Here is a 17,624-nt window from a genome sequence, read left to right on the forward strand (position 1 = left end):
CCGAGCACCCTTGCTCACAGGATCGTCACCCGAGATAATCATAGGAGTAGCGCCTCAACTTACGTCAGGGCGCGGAAATTCAACGCTGACACCCGCCAGCGCAAGGTGGGCGCGAAACACCGCTTACGCTTGTTCCCACCTTCGATGATATCGAATACATGCTGCAAATTCGGGCCCTGAGGCGCCTTGCCGAATTCGGGAATGTCCGCCCCACGATGAACGTGCGCCCGCGCTGATCAGCACGATCACCTTGAACCGCGCATCCGCCGCGAGCACCCCGGTCTTGCCGATAATCTCGGTGGTGTCGGCCTAGTTGCACGCGGTGGCGATGTCGGTCATTTTCGGAGCTCTCGTCAGGTGAGCATGGCTCCCAGGCGACCGCGAATGATAGCTTCGGCATTGGCGACGATGCGATTGATGAGTTCGTCGCAGGTCGGGATATCGTGGATCAGGCCCTGCACCATGCCGGCCCAGAACACCCCCTTGGTGAGATCGCCGGATTCCAGCAGCTCTTTACCGGCCGTTCCTGCCACCAGTTCGCGGACATCTTCGAACCTTGCGCCGGGTTGGGCCAACCGGCGTACCACTTCTTCGGAAACCGGGCTCTTGCCAACCCGAGCAGTATTCTTGAAGTTGCGGAAGATCAGAAAGCTGCCGCGCTCGTCATTGTCGACATAGGCTTGCTTCACATTGTCGTGGATCGCCGCTTCCTTGGTCGCGCAGAACCGTGTCCCCATGTTGATCCCGTCAGCGCCCAGCGCCAACGCAGCAGCGAGGCCGCGGCCATCACCGAAACCACCGCTGGCTAGCATCGGAATCGTCACCTTTTCGGCAGCGGCGGGGATCAGGATCAGTCCGGGGATATCGTCTTCGCCCGGGTGACCGGCGCATTCGAACCCGTCGATCGAAATCACGTCGACCCCGGCCTTTTCGGCGGAAACCGCGTGGCGCACCGCGGTGCACTTGTGGAGGATCTTGATCCCGTGCGGCTTCAGTTGCTCCCAGATCTCGCGCACAGCCGGGGTGCCAGCGGTTTCGACGATCTTGACCCCGCCATCGATGATCGCCTGAGCATAGGCTTTGTAGTCGGGTGCATTGATTGTCGGGAACACGGTCATGTTCACGCCGAACGGCTTGGCCGTCATGCCGCGCGTGCGCTCGATTTCATTGCGCAAGGCCTCAGGGCTCGGCTGCGATAGCGCGGTGATGATCCCAAGCCCGCCCGCGTTCGATACAGCGCTCGCCAATTCGGCATAGCCGACATTCATCATCCCACCCTGGACGATGGGGTGTTCGATTTCGAGCAATTCGGTGATCCGGGTCTTGAAGGCCATCATCTCACTCCGTCGATCGCAAATTGTTTCCCGTCAGCCCCGCACGGGCCGAAGGTCTCTGCAGCTACGCTCAGGCGGGAATCTGGTTGAACGGCACGCCCTTGTCGGGGCGATGATCCTGCGGCAACCCTAGGATCTTCTCGGCAATCGTGTTGAGCAGCATCTCGTCCGCGCCGCCTGCAATGCGGCCGGTCGGAGCGTTGATCCAACTGGTGGACCAATTGTCTTTGACGGGCGCATGCTCATCAAATGCAAAACCGAGATTACCCTGCAAGTCGATCGCCAGCTCGGAAAGCCTCTGACGGCTACGCACCGAAACCAGCTTATTGAGCGAGCCTTCCGGACCCGGCTCCATCCCGGCCTGCAGCATCTGCATCGCCCGCGCGGTGATCGATTCAAGCCCAGCGCGCATCGCATGGTTGCGAGCAATCGCCGAACGGACCCGTCCATCCTTGAGCGCAGGTCGTTCGTTGATTTCCAGACCCTGTACCAGATCGACAAACAGGTCGAGGTGTGGGCCGAACCCGCCGCTGTCGGTCGCCACATAGCGTTCGATCATCAGCGTGGTCATCGCCACCCCAAAGCCGCCGCCAATGGGGCTCATCCGCTGGGAATCGTCCAGCCGGGCATCATCGAAGAACACTTCATTGACGTGGCTGTCACCACCGGCAAGCTTGATCGGGCGCACTTCCACGCCCTTGGCGCGCATGTCGACCCAGAAATAGGTCAGCCCCTTGTGCTTGGGCTGGGTTGGATCGGTTCGCGCGACAATCACGCCGTAGTCGCTGTATTGTGCCCAACTGGTCCACAGCTTCTGCCCGTTGAGCTTCCATCCGTTGCCATCCGGCTCGGCGCGGGTGCGCAGGCCGGCTAGGTCCGAACCGCCCGCGGGTTCGGAAAACAGCTGGCACCATAGCTCCTCGCCGCGCAGTGCCGCGATCACGCGCTGTTTGACCCATTCCCGGTCTTCGGCAAAACGGATCAGGATCGGGACTGGCATGCCCAGCGAAATCCCGAAATAGCCCGTGGGCATTCCGTAAGGCATTTCCTCGGTATCGAAGATCACCTTCTCGATATGGCTCAGCCCCTGCCCGCCCAATTCCTTGGGCCAGTTTATACCAGCAAAGCCGGCATCGAACCGGGCCGCCAGATAACGGCGCCCGAGCGCGAGATCGTCGGCCTCCGAGAGACCACGGCGCGCAGCCTTGCCGAATTCGCCGGCGACGGATTCTAGCCAGTCGTGGGCGCGCGTACGGAACGCTTCAAAGTCGCTCATGCCGCCACTCCCGTCAGGTGTTCAACCAGCAAGTCTTCCCAAAACAGCGTATTGCCCTGTTCGATCGCCAGACTGCGGGTGCGCCGCATGTGGAGATGGATGCCCGCTTCCCAAGTCACCCCGATCCCGCCATGCACCTGAATGCAATCACGTGCGCACGTATCATAAGCTTCCGTGGATGCGAGCCGCGCATCGGCAGCGGCGATTACCAAAGCAGACAGAGCCGCGCCTTGCGCTTGCCCCTGATCTGCAACGCCAGCAGCGTGGATGCAGGTTGCCCGGGCGATTTCAACCAAACCATAGAGCTCTGCGATGCGGTGCTTGACCGATTGGAACGCGCCGATCGGCTGGCCAAACGCACGGCGGGTCAGCGCATAGTCCCGCGCGAGCAGCATAAGCGCTTCAGCGCCGCCAACCTGTTCGTGCGCCGTCACGATGGACATCCTTGCCAAAAGATCGAGCGCCAATGCCTTTGCATCAGGACCGGCCGCAAGCAGCGTTGCCGGGGTTTCTGAAAACGTCAGATCGGCATAAAGCCGCGCGTTGTCGAAGCTGTCGACCGGGGAGCGCGCCACGCCGCTCAACTCGGCCAAGACTAAAACCGGTTCGCCGTCGCGACTGGCCCAGACGAGCGCGATATCGGCGGAGACGCCGCCCGGGACCGCGCCTTTGACACCGGTGAGCTTGCCGCCAGCAAAGCGCACAGTCGGCCGGGTCGGCAACGGCGCATTGCCTTCCGCAAGACCCACCGCGCCGAGGCTTTCGCCTGCTGCCAGGCGCGGCAACCAGCGCGCCTGAAGGTCTGCATTGCCGCTGCTGGCAATCGCATAGGCTACGCCGTATCCGGGGGTAAGGAACGGGGCGCCTGCAGTTGCTGCGCCAATGGCCTGGGCCACAAGGCCGAGTTCGACCAGCCCCAGCCCCAGCCCGCCGTGCGCTTCAGGAATCGCTAGTGCAGTCCAGCCTTGCTCAACCGCGGTGTCCCAGAACGCAATGTCGTAGACGCCAGTCTGTTCCAGCAAAGCCAGCAGGCGTTGCTTGCTGGTGCGGGCATCCAGTACCCGCCGTGATTCAATGGCGATGGCCTGCTGGCCCTCGTCATACAGGAGTGACATAAACGGCATCCCTATCCCAAAAGCTGTTATGAGTTATATAACTAGGTGATACATTTCAAGCGCCATTCACTGCTGGCGCCTCCCTCCAGCTCGCGAAACACGCAAAGCGGTTGTAAGGGTGGCGAAGTCGGCTGAACCAGCATGCTAAATGGTGCGCTCAGCGTGATGTGATTTGACCACTAGTAGCCAGAATGCGGCGCAACTCGGCCTTCTGCACTTTGCCCGTGGGCGTTCGCGGGAAAGTATCGAGGATGACCAGTGCCTCTGGCGCTTTTTGACGGGCGACTCCCAGATCGTTGAAAACCCTGCCAATCAATTCGAGCGTCGGTGCGGCGCCGTCCTCAACCAGAAGCACCGCACAGACCCGTTCGCCAAGGCGCGGATCGGGCGAGCCGATGGCGGCCGCCTCACGCACGCCGGGAACTTGCTGCAGAAGTTCCTCCACTTCGCGGCTCGAAATGTTCTCCCCGCCGCGGATGATGATATCCTTCTTGCGGTCGGTGATTGCAAGATAGCCTTCCGCGTCAAGCCTGCCGATGTCACCGGTCAGGAACCAACCGCCGGGCAAGAAGCTGGCGGCATCGAGCGCAGGATCGGTATAGCCGACAAAGCGCTCGGCCCCGCGCACCGCCACCTCGCCTTCCATTCCCGTCTGAAGGTCGAATCCGCTGTCATCGACGATACGCACCTCAACGCCCGCATTGGGGCGGCCATCTGTGTTGAGCCGCTTGTCCAGCGGATCATCGGGCGCGCATTGCGAGACTGTGGGCATCTCGGTCGATCCGTAGCAACGACAGCAACGGATACCCTTCGCTTCGCTGGCCGCAACGAGGGCCGGCGGCACGGTTGTTGCACCGATGATGAACTGGGTGAAGCTGGTGATGTCGCGCTGGTCGCGCGCGGCCGCCTCCATCATCCCCGAAAGGTGAAATGGCGTCCCGGACATCTGGCGGACCTTGAACCGGTCAACAAGCTCTGCGGCCAAAGCGGCGTCCCAGGCCTCAAGGATCACCATGGGGCGACCAAGCAGGGCGTGAGCCAGTATCCCAAGCGTGCCCGCGATATGCCCGGAAGGCCAGGGCGAGAGGCCGAAATCGTCGGCGGGCGCCTCGCCGCGCTGCCCTGCCAGCTCCGCCAGCAGGCTGCGCGAGGTGTGCCGAACGCCCTTGGGTGCCGCCGTGGTGCCAGAGGTATAGAGCAGTAGCGCGAGCGCATCGGGATCGGCAGAGCAGGGCACCAGATCGCCCGCTGGCAAGCCCGCCAGCGCGATCATCCCTTCCGGCACCGTCTCGCCCATCACGATGCGGTACCGCAACGCAGGCAGATCCGGCAGTCGCGCGAGCCGGTCCAGATAGTCAATGGACTTCCACCGGTCTGGCACGATCAGCGCCTTGGCCCCGCTATCGGCAAGGATATGCGTCAATTCATGCGGGCCGTAGATATGGACAATTGGCAGCATTGTGCAGCCGAGCAGTGCAGCGGCCTGAAACAGCACAGCGTTTTCCATGCAATTGGGCAATTGCATGGCGATCGTATCGCCGGGCCGCAAGCCCAGCGCATGAAACGCTCCTGCCAACCGCCGCCCCTCGGCGTGGACTTCGCCAAGGGTAGTGACCCGTTCGCCTGCGGCACCAAAGAGATGCATCGGCGCAGTCGGCCGGTCCAACGCGCAGCGTGCCATTGCTTCGGCAAGCGAAATATCCTGCCACAGGCCGCGGCTGCGCCAGTCCGCCTCCAACTCACTCGGCATCCGGCCAGGCGCCGTATCCATGTCTCGCTCCCTGCACATATACTCGCGTGCGAGGCTTTTCAGCCGATCACCTTGTCAGCGCGGAAGGTCGCGATCTCTGCATCGGAAAATCCAAGCTCGCTCATAATCTCGTCGGTATGCTGGCCGAGTGCGGGTGCGGCATAGCGGAATACGACAGGGATATCGCCAAAGCACCAAAACGCGCCGGGCTGCTCGACTGTGCCGTAGTCCGGCTGATCGAGCACCGAGATCAGGTTCAGTTCGCGGTGGAGCGGGCTGTCAAAGAACCGGTTCTCGGCATCCTCGAAGGTCACGTGGTCACAGGGAACATCAGCCCCCTCGAGCGCCAAAAGCAGATCGGCGGCAGTTTGCGCGGCAGCCGCCGCAACAAAACTCGCCTCGTCCGACCCCAACACTGCGCGCACTGCCGCGCGGCGCGCCTCGGTATGCGCGGCAATCGCGATCCAATTGCCGTCAGCGCATTGGAATATCCGGTGATAGGGCGAATAGCCGGTCTGCTCGCTGTCGAGATGGTAGGTTTCAGCGAGTGAGCCGTCGGGTCGCAGCAGCGTCTCGCCCTGCGTCATCGCAGAAATGCCGAGGAGCGAGGTCTGGGTCGAATAGCCGCGCTGCCCTTCGCGCTTAGCATAGATCGAGGCCATGAGTTCAACGAGTGTGCTTTGCGCCGCGCTGACATCCATCGTGCCTGGACGATTGAACATCGGCTTGTTGCCTTCGCCGGCGTTCTCAAATTCCCAACCGGCAATCGCGTTGAAGATTGAATCGTAGCCTGGCCAGTTGCCGCGCGTACCCTTCTGGCCATAGGCGCTGACATAGTTGAACGCGATGTCCGGGTTGTGCGCGCGGATCCCCTCTTCGGAAAGGCCAAGCTTTGCCGCACCCTTGAAACGCATGTTGTGATGGGCAGCGTCGCCCCATTGCAGCAGCCGACCAAGTATGGGCTGCGCTTCTGGCTTGGTAAGGTCCAGCGCAATCGAGCGCTTGGAGCGCGAGGCGGCCTGATAATAGCGGTGCATGAAGCGGATACGGTCTCCGGTAAGCGCTTCCACTTTGATCACGTCGGCGCCCATATCGCCCATCATAGAGGGGCCCATCGGTCCTGCGAGGAACATGCCAAAATCAAGAACGCGAACTCCGGCCAGAACTTCGGCAGGATGCCCATTGCTTCCGATTTGCGCTGGCGGGGGCGCCCAGTCCACCTCGCCGCCTTCGCCGAGCCGGGGAGCCGGCCGCACGGGCGGCAAATCGGCATCGGTGTGGAACGGCACATTCGGCTGAATCGTGTGGCCCATGTCCGGATCGTCAACCGCCACGACATAGCCGTTGGCCACGACTTCGGGGTGACTTAGCATCCCGCCAAGCGGAAAGGCCGGCTCTACGGCGATATCCGCGGCGCGAAGATCGGCGATCCAGCTTTCAAGCGGGCGACGCTTGAAAGCGTCGATCTTGCCAGCTTCCGTTTCCAGGTCAGCACCTTCGGCCAGCACCTCCCACATCGTCGGCAGCGATGCGTAGTCAAACTGGCGCGTAGGATCCATCATCTGGAGCCATTCGCCACCTTGGCATTCAAAAAGTTGCTGTCCGATCGGCCGCGCCGCTAGCGGATGGGGCTGGTTGTTGGGCATTGGCCCCTTGGAATTGCGTCCCCAGAGCAGCGGGATCGTCGCCATCAGCCCCTGAAACAGCGAGGTATGCGCCGCGCCGCCTAGGCCCGATTGCAACCGCGCGACAAGCCGGGCGAGTATGCCCGCCGCCGCCAGATGCGCAGCCGACCATGAACCCGCGTTGTAGCGCCAGACGATTGGGCCTGCCCGGTAGCCATCGTTCTCGTAGAGCGATCCAAATCGCGCCTGGACCAGCAGTTCATCGTCCGAGCGCTCGACGTCGGGGTGATTGAAGGGACTGCCGGTGATCCCACAGGTCACCAGTCGCGGATAGCGTGCCGCAAGCGACGCGTCATCGAGGCCGATGGCTTTGGCACGCTTGGGCGTGAACTGGTGGAGCAGGACATCGGCCCCGGCGAGGCGATCCGCCAGCGCGGCAAGACCATCGTCCTGCGCCAGATCGAGCGCAAGGCTGCGCTTGCCCCGGTTCCAGTTGGCGAACCGCGCTTGCCCGCGCGCCGGATCTCCGCCGGGCCGCTCGATCTTGAGCACTTGTGCGCCGAGCGCGGCGAGCATCAATCCCGCGACTTGAACAGCCTGACCCTCGCCAATCTCGACGATGCGAAGCGCGCCCAGCATGGATCAGGCCTTCCGAAAGTTGGGCAGCACCCAACCGTCCTGGATCTCTGTCCATTCGACGGTGACCTTCATACCGATATGCACATCCTCGGCGTTGCAGCCGGTGACATTGGCATTGAGCCGTGCGCCGGGCGCACCATCGAGATCAACCACAATGGGCACATAGATAAAATCCTCGCCATTCGCTGGGTTCTTGTTGCAAACCGCGAAGCTGAAGACCGTGGCGGTGCCCGGCAGCGTAGGCCAGTCGACCTCGCGGCTCGAACATTCAGGGCAATAAGGTGAAGGCGGCATACGGAAATGGCCGCACTGCGCGCACTGGCATGCCGTGAGTTTGTGCGCCTTGGCCGCTTCCCAGAAGGGCTCGGTGTTCGGGTTGGTGGTGATGCGGATCTCTTCGCCCGGCAGCAGCTTGGCCGGGCCGTATTGGATAGGCTCGCGCATGGTCAGGCGCTCCTCAGGATCAGACTGGACACAGGAAGCGAGGCGGGGCCACCCGAAACGAGCGCGAACTCGGCATCCTTGATCTGATTGATCGCAGTGCCGCGCACCTGCTCAACCCCTTCAACGATGTGGGTCATGCCGATGATGTAGGCTTCGCTCAAGTTGCCGCCGTGGGTGTTGACCGGCACGCCGCCATTCACACCGCCCTGAGCTGCCGCATCGTAGCGGATCTTGCCGGCGAGAACGTAGTCGTTGCCCTCCCCTTTCTCGCAAAAACCATAGTCTTCGAGCTGCATCAACACCATCGGGCTGAAGTGGTCGTAGAGCAGCGCTACGTCCATATCCTTGGCCGCAAGGCCCGACTGCGCCCAGATGCGGTCTGCGGTAAACTTGTGGCCCGAACTGGCGAAGTGCGGATCAAGCATGCCCATCCAGGCGAAGGCACGGCCCCATTCGCGCTGGCCGCCATGCGCGCAGGCATGGACGACGGCAGGCTTGTGTCGACAGTCCTTCGCGCGGTCCATCGTCGTGGTGATCACGGCGACCGCACCATCAGTCTCGAGGCAGAAATCGAGCCTGCGCAGCGGATCGGCCAGCATGACCGAGGCATCGTATTCCTCCTTGGTCAGCGGCGCCTTTCGCACAGCCTTGGGGCGATTGTGCGTGTTCGCACGGGTAGCCATCACGATCTCGCCAAAGGCATCCTGTGTGGTGCCATATAAATGCATGTGCCGCCGGGCGAGCACACTCATCAGGTGGCCCGGGCCGACCAGCCCCGACGGCTGGAGAAAGCTGTTCTCCGGATTGGGTGCGGCCGAGCCGAACACGACGCCAAGCCGATGCTGCGGCAATTGCTGCAACGCCATCAAGGTGACAACGTACTTGCAATCCTCGTTCATCAGACCCGCTGTGGCGAGCCCGATCGCGCCCGGACAGCCGCCGCCGCCGCTCGTCAGCGTCGCTGAGAACGAGATGTTGGGCATGCCCAGAGTTTCCATCAGGCTGGCCGTATCAAACTTGTCGAGATAGCCCGCACCGGCAGTCGAGTAATAGGCGAACCCGTCGATGTCTTTGATCGAAATTCCGGCATCGGCACAGGCCTTCAAGATGGCCTCACCCGCCATGTCGTTGATCGTGCGGGGCCAGCTCTTGCCACGGACGTAATAGTCCGTAGCCCCGACCCCGACGATCGCCGTTTTGTCCTGGTTTGCCCAAGCCATGGTTCGTCCTCTCACTAGACTCTAAGTTATATAACTAGGTGCGATAGGATAGCGTGGGCGGCTTGTCCAGCGCCGAGGCGGCCTGTTCAAGCAAAATGCAGCCGCCGGTATTTGCCCCGAAAATAGAGCAGCGGATCGCGGCGCGGCTCAAAGCACGCGCGCGTGACCTCGCCTACGAGAATGAAGTGATCGCCGCCTTCATGGATTGCATGACGGCGGCATTCGAATGAAACCAGCGACCCATCGAGCAGAGGCACCCCTGCCTCGCCTGAAGCCCATGGGGTTGCCGCAAAGCGGTCCTCGCCTTTGCCGGCAAATCGGTTCGAAGCCGGCTGCTGACTGGTCTGAAGCACATTGACACCAAAATAGCCGGCTTCTCGCAGCACTGGGGCAGTCCCGGCGGTGTTGGCAATGCACACCAGCAGCAGGGGCGGATCAAGTGACACGGAGGTAAAGCTGTTGGCCGTGAGTCCGACAGGGGCCCCATCTGGAGCGAGCGCAGTGACAATCGTGATCCCGGTTGCGAAACATCCCATGGCATCGCGCAAGGTTCGCCCATCGGACCCCGCGCGGAATTCGCTCGCCGCCCGGGGTTGCTTGCGCTCCAGAAAATCAAGCAGTAAACCCAGAAAGGCCTCGGTCCGGTTGGTCACAACCAGCAAGTCGGCATCCGCGACCTCGGCGGATTCGGCCTGAGGTAGCGCCGCCTCAAACTTCGCATTCCCGGGCGACTGACCAATCCACGACATCCCACCACGGACCAAGAGCGTAGGAAGCGCAAGATGGGGCGCAGCGTGCATCAAAGCCGCGCCCATGTCGTCCAGTGGAAACCCGTCAAGCGTGCGCGCATCCCATGCCGCGGCATCGCTATCGCAGCGTGCCCGAAGCCGGGTGGCTATATCCCCTGCCATCGAAGGGTCGGGTTCGACCGGCATATCCACCAGCACGAGCCCAGCGGCGAGATTGGCGGCATCTATGGCGAGTGCAGCCGCCGCAATCCATCCTCCCATGGTTGCCGCGACAACTACCGGACGCGACCCCATTTGGTCCAGCACTCCGCGCAAGTCCTCGACATGGGCCGCATATTCATAACGCCCGTCAGTCGGCCACTCGCTGGTGCCATGGCCGCGTAGATCAAGATTTACCACCCGGCGACCGGACTGGACCAGCCCCTCGGCAACTTCGCGCCAGACCTTGCGGGTCTGCGCGGCGCCATGCACCAACAGAATCACCGGATCGTGGGGGTCACCGGTGACTTCGGCTTCCAGCCGGATCCCACCAAAGCCCTTGAAGGTGATTACATCTATCAAGCGCGCGCCTCCGCAGCCTCGATCCAACCAGCCAGTGTTGCCGAACGGCGGCGCATCATCAGCCTGGCGACCTCACTGTCACGCTCGAGAATCGCCTGGCACAGACCGTGCTGCAGCTTGCGCGCAATCTCCCTGTCGTCGTCGGTCTGATAGAGGTTGGTGCCCTGCTCCTCCATGCCGAAGGAGTAGCCGATCGCCATAACCAGCTCGATCGCCGGATTGCCGCTCATGCGCGCCAGCAACCGCGCAATTCTTGTTTCGGCCACAATCAGCGCGCCGGCGGTCCCGGCTTCGTCGATCGTGGCTGCGAACTGTACCAATTTATCGCGCAAGGCCGAGTCATTGCACTTGCACGCGAGGCTTGCCGCCTCCTCGGCGACAAGGCGGCTTACCGCCACGATATCGAGGAGGGTCGCCCCCTTCAGCCGTAGATAGCGTGTCAGCGTTCTGATCGCATCGTCGGCATCTGGCCGGCTGGCATAGAAGCCACCGCGGATTCCGCGCCGAACGCTGATCAGGCGGTCGTTCTCGGCGATCTTGGCAGCCTGCCGCAAGGTCGGCCGACTGATGCCGAGCTTGGCCAGAAGGTCATCCTCGGCGCCAATGAACGCACCGTCCTCATGCGCCATGCTCAAGCGGGCAAGCTCGCGCGCGGTGCGCGAAACCAGCGTTTCGGCGTGTCCGGTTGGTTGCATCACCACCTCCATTCAAGATACCTCTTTAGAAAGGATTTGCCCGAAAGTCCAGCAAGACACTTGCGATCACTTATATAACTAGGTATTTCTTTATCCACAAGCAGATCGAATCGGGAGATTTCACATGAAGCCCTTCGTTTTCAGCGCAGACAGCCACATCATGGAGCCGCCTTCGATCTTTCTCGATGGCCTGCCCGCCAGCCTCAAGCGCCATGCCATTCACAGCCGTAAGGAAGGCGAATTCCTGATCACCGGCACCGAGGACAAGATCATCTTTCGGCTGCGCGTGGGCCAGCACCGCGAAAAGGCGCTTGGCGACAACGAGCGCAAGGGCATCCGCGAGATCCCCGGTCGGCTCGAGGATATGGAGCTCGAAGGCATTGACGCTGAGATCTGCTTTCCCAGCCTAGGCCTTTGGCTCTACGCGCTCGACAGCGCCGAAGCGGAAGCCGCTTCGGCGCGGCTCTACAACGACTGGAACCACGAATTCCTGAGCAGCCACCCTGAGCGGTTCGTGCGCTGCGGGATGCTGCCGGTGCTCGATTTCTCGAACACGGTGGCGGAGCTCGAGTATCTGGCTGCCAAGGGCTTTACAGCCGCGATGCTGCCCGCAGTTACCCCACCAAACCTGCCGAAATACAATGACGAGAAATGGGACGTCGTTTTCGCCAAGGGCGCGGCGCTGGGCATTGTATTCGTGATGCACACCGGGACCGGGCTTGAAACGGTGGTGATCGAACGGGGTCCGGGTGCGGGGATCATCAACTACAGCAATCAGATGATGGATGCACAGCAGAGCGTCATGTATCTCGTGGCCGGCGGCGTGCTCGATCGCAATCCCGGCGCCAAGGTCGCCTTCATTGAAAGCGGTGCCAGCTGGCTGGTCGCGTTGGCCGAGCGGATGGACGAGGTTGAGGAGGCGCACGCCAACTTCGTCTTCCCCAAGCTTTCGCGGCGGTGCAGCCAGATCATCGACGATCAGGTCTGGGCCAGCTTCCAGCATGATCGCGCCTGCATCACCGCCGCCGCCGCTGGCCTTGCCGGCGCGAAGAACGTGATGTGGGGATCGGACTATCCGCACGCCGAGGGTACGTTCCCGATCAGCCGCCCGATCCAGGAGCAGTTGTTCGAAAACCTCGAGGTGCCAGAAGCGGTGCGCAACAACATCCTCGGGCTTACTGCCGCGGGGCTGTTCCGGCTCGACCCGGTGGTACACACCTCGCCGGTTTACCTCGCCGCATGACGGCGCGCAAAGCGCTCGTACTCGGCGGCGGCGGCATCGCGGGATTGGGCTGGCTGGCCGGCTTGATCCACGGCCTCCACGAAATGGGCGTTGATTTGCGCGATGCCGACCGGCTGATCGGAACCTCAGCCGGTTCGGCGATCGCTGCGCAACTGCGCAGTGGCCAACCAATCACCACGCTCTATGCAAGGCAGAGTGAGCCCGCGCTCGTCGCGGACGAGCCGCCTCCCAGCATGGAGGTGATGGCAGAGATGATGGCGGTCTACCCCGCCATCATGGCGATGACCGATGAAGCCGGTAGGATGGCAGCGATGGCCCCGATGGCACTGAATGCAAAGACGGTTGATCCGGCCGTGCGGCACGCAATGATCGCGCGTCGCTTACCCTCGCATGACTGGCCGGTCACCCCGCTGGAGATCGCCGCGATCGACGTCGCTGCCGGAAAGCTGGTCTGCTTCGATCGGAGTTCGGGCGTCGATCTGGTCGATGCCGTGGCGGCGAGCTGCGCAGTGCCGGGAATCTGGCCAGTCGTGACGATCCGAGGGTGCACCTATACAGACGGCGGTTTCTACTCGTCTGACAACGCGCATCTGGCGGCCGGCACCGGCAGGGTACTGATCGCCTCCCCGCTCGGTGGGATCTCGCCCTACCCACCTGGTTATCGCCTCACCGATCAGGTCGCCGCGCTGGAAGCGGCCGGTTCGACGGTTATGGCGATCTGCCCTGATACCCCGGCGCGCAGGGCGATGGGGGCCAACCCGCTTGACCCTGCGGTACGCATTCCTTCTGCCATCGCCGGTCGCGCACAGGGCCACGCGATGGCGGCGGAAATCGCGCAATTCTGGCGTTGAACAAAACGGTCATGGTCGATCCAGCTCTCACCAGCTAGCAGACGCTAATCTTCGACGGCACCGGCGCAGCGCAGCGATTTCGCGGAGACCCAGCTTGGCTTTCCACGGAATGATTAAAAGTATCTTTTAAGCGGAATATTTGGCTAAAATGCGGATATTTTGACGCCCACCAAATGAATTAGATATCTCTTTTTGTAGATCCTCTTGGCATGGCAGTGCGAGGAACGCGCTCTGCCCGCGGAAGAGGAGCCAAGCCATGACCGACACCATTCGCCCCTTCGTGTTCAGCTGCGATGCCCATGTCGCCGAACCGCCCGATCTGTTTATTTCCAAAATGCCGGCCCATCTCAGCGGCAGCGTGATCCGTGGCGAAGTCCAAGGTGACATCCGCATCACCCGGATCGGCGAGCAGGTGATCCTAAAGATCAACACCAATTTCCACACCCACAAGACCGGTGAAGGCGACGCGGCCTTCAATGCCCAGTCTGGGGAGAACAAAGCTACCGACCGTTCGTGCACCGATGCGGCCGACAACTTCGTTTCGGACTGCGCGGTCGACACCAAGCGACGCGGAGCGCGCGATCTGGAGTTGCGTCTCGCCGACATGGACCGAGACGGGGTCGATGCCGAACTGGTGTTCCCATCGCTCGGGCTGATGCTGCCGCGTATTGCCGACCGCGAAGGGCAGCGCACGGCCTGCCAGATCTGGAACGACTGGGCCTAGGATTATTGCGCGCCGGTGCGCGAAAGGCTCATCCCGGCCGCGATGATCCCTTGCACCGACTTCGATGACGCTCTGGCCGAATGCGAACGCGCTGCCGCCAAGGGCTTTGCCGCCTTCTGCTTGTGGGAGGGCTTGAACAACTACAATGATCCGCGCTGGGATCCGATCTTTGCGCTCGCCGGTGAGCTGGGCATTCCGCTGGTGTTCCACACGGGCGTCGGCAACGTTAACATCCGCGCGCTTAAAGGCCCGGGCGGCGCACTGTTCAACTATACGCGTCAGATGAACGACGCGGTCGATGTGATTGCGCAGCTAGTGGCCGGCGGTGTGCTTGATCGCAATCCCAAGGCTCACATCCTGTTTGCCGAACACAGTGCAGGCTGGCTGTGGGGCTTGGCTGAACGAATGGACGAAGTTTACAACGGCCACGCCCCCTCAATCAGCCCCAAGCTCTCGCGCCTGCCCAGCCAAATTGTGCGCGATCAGGTTCACTGCGCGCTGCAGAACGACGGCAACAGTTCTATGGCCATCCGTAAGGGCATCGGCATTGAGGCACTACTGTTCGCCACCGATTATCCGCATGCTGAGGGGACCTTCCCCTTCTCGAGGCAGGTCATCGACGCGCTGATCGCGGCCAATCCCGATGTCTCGACAGAGGAGTTGGTGGCGGTGCTGGGCGGCAATGCCGCCAAGCTGTTCCGCCGCGCCAACCTTCTGCACCAAGTGGACGCACGGCGGGCAGCGCTGTTGGCGGCGGCCTGATTACCTGACATCCATTTTGCACCGAAAAGCCCCGCCGGATCGACTCGGGCGGGGCTTTGGGGTGTCAGGATCGCCAGAACCGATAAGGGCGGACCATCGCTGGCCCGCCCTTGTCTGTACAATGTCGTGCCTGCAGCCAAAAACCGCAGGATCGCGATCAGAAGTGATAGCCGAGCGTCACACCATAAGTCACCGGATCGCGGCGCCTGCTGCTGGTGATGCCGAGTGCACCGATATAAAGGTTCTGAACAAAAGCCCGATTGTCAGTCAGGTTCTTGCCCCAAACCGTAACCGTCACGCCGGCATCGCTCTCATAGCTGATGTTGCCGCCCAGAACGCCCGCTGAAGGTGTGGTGAACGAGTCGATCGCCGCCGCAGAGTTCGGGGTGATCGTAGTGCCTGTATAGTTTAGAAGCTCGGGTGAGCCGTAGTACTTGTCGGTCCACGAATAGTCGATGCGGGCGTTTAGCTTGCCCTGGCCGACACGCCGATGAAAATCAGCTGCAACGGTAAAGCTGCTCTTAGGCACCGCAACAAAGGCATCACCAGAGTGATCAACGAAGGTGCTGCTGCCAAACGCAATGGGCTGGGTATACTTCTTATACTTGGGATCGACAATCGAGCCAGTTGCAGACAGCGTAAAATCCGGCGTAACCGCAGCGGCAAGCTCGGCTTCTACGCCGAAGTTTTCCTGCTTCTCAGCATTGTAGAGCACTGTAAGCAGATTCGTGGTGCCCGGCACGTTAAGCAAAAGCGAACGTTGCGCATCTGAGATCTGGTTGTGATAAGCTGCGATATTGAGCCGAACCTTGCGGTCAAGAAACTCGGATTTGATGCCGATTTCCTGCTCGTCGTTCAATTCCGGCTTGAACGGTGAGAACGTCGCCGGATCGCCGCTAGCGCGCAAGTTCTGCCCACCGGAGCGATATCCGCGGCCGATCTTGGCGTAGATGAGCACGTCAGGACTGACCTTGTAGTCGAGGCCCACGGTGTAGCTCAGATTCCGGAAGGTATCTGAGCGGCCAGCGCTGCAGTTGTCATTGGCGACAGTTGTGATCGTCGGAAGGCTGCAACTGATGTAAGCGGTGGTATTAAATAATGCATTGCCATTTCGGGTAATGAGCGCCTTCTTATCGCTTGACCAGCGTAACCCACCAGTAAGCGTGAGGGCATCGGTGAAATGGTAGCTTGCCTGTGCGTAGACGCCAATGCTCTTGTTATCGATATCGCCCCGGAATAGACCTGTGGTATTTGGCACAAACGTACCGGCAGGGATGCCGGCTGGCGCAAGCGCACCGACAAAAGCAAGAAACGGCACGAAGCCGATCGCGTTGTTGGAGGTTGAGCGATCATAGCCAGCTTCGGTGAAGTAGGTGGCGCCGGTCGCATAGTCGAGTTTGCCGCCCAGCGTCTTGCCGGTCAGCTGCACTTCGCCCGACCACTGGTGCAAATCCTGATAGCCTGTGGATTGCAGGAGCAGATAAGGCGAGCCGTCGAGGTCAATGCTGCTCTGCGAAGTGATTTTGCGATAGCCACCAATCAGCTTCAGCGTGCTCCCGCCCCTGTCGACTTGCGCCGTCAGATTGTAGTTCTGGGTCTTGGTGTCGGTCCGCGGTGCATCGTTAAGCGTCACGGTGCGTGGATCGGTGTTGCTGAGGCCGATCTGCGAGGGCGAAGGTTGCGACGCCTGGTTTAGTGCAGCAGCAGTGTTTGCAGGCGCAAAGCCGGCTACAGCGCCGAACTGAGTGCTCGCCAGCTGTTCATACGTGAGCGCCGTGCCAGACACCAGGCGCACCTGACGCGCCGGTCCATTCGACTTGTAGCTGTACCATTCACCAGATCCCAGAAGTGAGATATTGTCAGAAACCTGCCACAGCGCCTTCACCCGACCGGTCACGTTGTCGATATTGTCATATTTTGCACCAGTCGCGGTGTCGGTAGTGTAGCCATCGCGCTTGCGGACCTTGATCGCGCCGCGCAATCCCAGTTTGTCCTTGATCACCGGCAGGTTCAGAACAGCAGTGCCATCAAATTCATTGAACCGGCCATAAGTCGCCGAAACACTGCCGCTGAAGGCATCAAGCGAAGGCTTATTGGTTTCGAGGATCACCGCGCCAGCCGAAGTGTTGCGGCCGAACAGCGTACCCTGTGGCCCCTTGAGTACCTGCACGCTCGCAAGATCGAGCAGATCCGCATTCAGGCCATAGGTGCGCGCGATATAGACGCCGTCGAGATAAGTGCCGACCGAGGGCTCAAGCGTGGCGAGCGCATCGTTCTGAACCTGGCCACGGATCGACAACTGCAGCGCAGTTGGGCTCGATGGCGCCTCGATGGTGGTGAAGCCCGGCGTAAAGGCTGCAATTTCGCTCACTTTGAAGGCATTTTGCGAGGCAAGCTGTGCACCCGAAAACGCCGTCACGGCAACCGGCACGTCCTGCAGCTTTTCATTGACCTTGCGCGCAGTGACGATGATTTCCTGCAGGCCAGCACCCTGGTCGGGCGCCGCAGCTTCAGCCGCAGCCGCCGCTTCATCGGCATAGGCCTGCCCGCCCGACAGAATCATTGCTGCTGCTGCGACTCCGCCCAGCAGATTAACCGCGGTACGCTTGGAAAGCTTAGGCATTTTCAGGTCTCCT

Annotated in this window: 14 protein-coding genes; 4 read left to right on the forward strand and 10 right to left on the reverse strand. The window is 61.5% G+C overall.

All coding sequences use genetic code 11. The annotated features are described in order from the left end of the window. Window positions 1-353 precede the first annotated feature (353 nt). From LDN95_RS18150 to LDN95_RS18190, 9 genes are all read right to left on the reverse strand, one after another. The gene (locus tag LDN95_RS18150; RefSeq protein WP_305082589.1) at window positions 354-1,334 is read right to left on the reverse strand and encodes a nitronate monooxygenase family protein; all 981 of its coding nucleotides are present in this window, start codon (window positions 1,332-1,334) and stop codon (window positions 354-356) included. Between the two features lie 70 nt (window positions 1,335-1,404). Beyond that, window positions 1,405-2,610 (reverse strand): acyl-CoA dehydrogenase family protein, encoded by a 1,206-nt coding sequence (locus LDN95_RS18155; RefSeq protein WP_226018980.1) that lies wholly within the window; start codon window positions 2,608-2,610, stop codon window positions 1,405-1,407. Beyond that, window positions 2,607-3,725 carry an acyl-CoA dehydrogenase family protein gene (locus LDN95_RS18160; RefSeq protein WP_226018981.1) on the reverse strand — a complete coding sequence of 373 codons (1,119 nt, stop codon included), beginning with the start codon at window positions 3,723-3,725 and terminating at the stop codon, window positions 2,607-2,609. The genes LDN95_RS18155 and LDN95_RS18160 overlap by 4 nt, the downstream gene beginning before the upstream one ends. Window positions 3,726-3,882: 157 nt before the next feature. Then, window positions 3,883-5,496: an AMP-binding protein gene (locus LDN95_RS18165; RefSeq protein WP_226018982.1), complete on the reverse strand. Its 1,614-nt coding sequence runs from the start codon at window positions 5,494-5,496 to the stop codon at window positions 3,883-3,885. Between the two features lie 38 nt (window positions 5,497-5,534). Next, entirely contained in the window at window positions 5,535-7,739 is a 2,205-nt protein-coding gene (locus tag LDN95_RS18170) for a CoA transferase (protein WP_226018983.1), read from the reverse strand. 3 nt (window positions 7,740-7,742) lie between these two features. Beyond that, window positions 7,743-8,183, reverse strand: coding sequence for a Zn-ribbon domain-containing OB-fold protein (locus LDN95_RS18175; RefSeq protein ID WP_226018984.1), 441 nt, complete (start codon window positions 8,181-8,183; stop codon window positions 7,743-7,745). Between the two features lie 2 nt (window positions 8,184-8,185). Next, window positions 8,186-9,403, reverse strand: coding sequence for a thiolase (locus tag LDN95_RS18180; protein ID WP_226018985.1), 1,218 nt, complete (start codon window positions 9,401-9,403; stop codon window positions 8,186-8,188). 86 nt (window positions 9,404-9,489) lie between these two features. Continuing rightward, the gene (locus LDN95_RS18185; RefSeq protein ID WP_226019029.1) at window positions 9,490-10,635 is read right to left on the reverse strand and encodes an alpha/beta fold hydrolase; all 1,146 of its coding nucleotides are present in this window, start codon (window positions 10,633-10,635) and stop codon (window positions 9,490-9,492) included. 74 nt (window positions 10,636-10,709) lie between these two features. Beyond that, window positions 10,710-11,342: a FadR/GntR family transcriptional regulator gene (locus LDN95_RS18190; RefSeq protein ID WP_226018986.1), complete on the reverse strand. Its 633-nt coding sequence runs from the start codon at window positions 11,340-11,342 to the stop codon at window positions 10,710-10,712. A gap of 190 nt (window positions 11,343-11,532) precedes the next feature. Here LDN95_RS18190 and LDN95_RS18195 point away from each other — a divergent pair, with 190 nt between their 5' ends. From LDN95_RS18195 to LDN95_RS18210, 4 genes are all read left to right on the forward strand, one after another. Next, entirely contained in the window at window positions 11,533-12,651 is a 1,119-nt protein-coding gene (locus tag LDN95_RS18195; RefSeq protein WP_226018987.1) for an amidohydrolase family protein, read from the forward strand. Beyond that, on the forward strand, window positions 12,648-13,502 hold the full coding sequence (locus LDN95_RS18200; RefSeq protein ID WP_226018988.1) for a patatin-like phospholipase family protein: 855 nt from the start codon (window positions 12,648-12,650) through the stop codon (window positions 13,500-13,502). The genes LDN95_RS18195 and LDN95_RS18200 overlap by 4 nt, the downstream gene beginning before the upstream one ends. 256 nt (window positions 13,503-13,758) lie before the next feature. Then, window positions 13,759-14,226: a hypothetical protein gene (locus LDN95_RS18205; RefSeq protein ID WP_226018989.1), complete on the forward strand. Its 468-nt coding sequence runs from the start codon at window positions 13,759-13,761 to the stop codon at window positions 14,224-14,226. A gap of 15 nt (window positions 14,227-14,241) precedes the next feature. Then, window positions 14,242-14,988 (forward strand): amidohydrolase family protein, encoded by a 747-nt coding sequence (locus LDN95_RS18210; protein ID WP_226018990.1) that lies wholly within the window; start codon window positions 14,242-14,244, stop codon window positions 14,986-14,988. Between the two features lie 157 nt (window positions 14,989-15,145). On the opposite strand, the gene LDN95_RS18215 is transcribed toward LDN95_RS18210, so the two are convergent. Beyond that, window positions 15,146-17,611 carry a TonB-dependent receptor gene (locus tag LDN95_RS18215; protein WP_226018991.1) on the reverse strand — a complete coding sequence of 822 codons (2,466 nt, stop codon included), beginning with the start codon at window positions 17,609-17,611 and terminating at the stop codon, window positions 15,146-15,148. Between the last annotated feature and the right edge of the window lie 13 nt (window positions 17,612-17,624).

The sequence above is a fragment of the Novosphingobium sp. FKTRR1 genome (assembly GCF_020404405.1).
In the GTDB taxonomy this organism is placed as follows: domain Bacteria; phylum Pseudomonadota; class Alphaproteobacteria; order Sphingomonadales; family Sphingomonadaceae; genus Novosphingobium.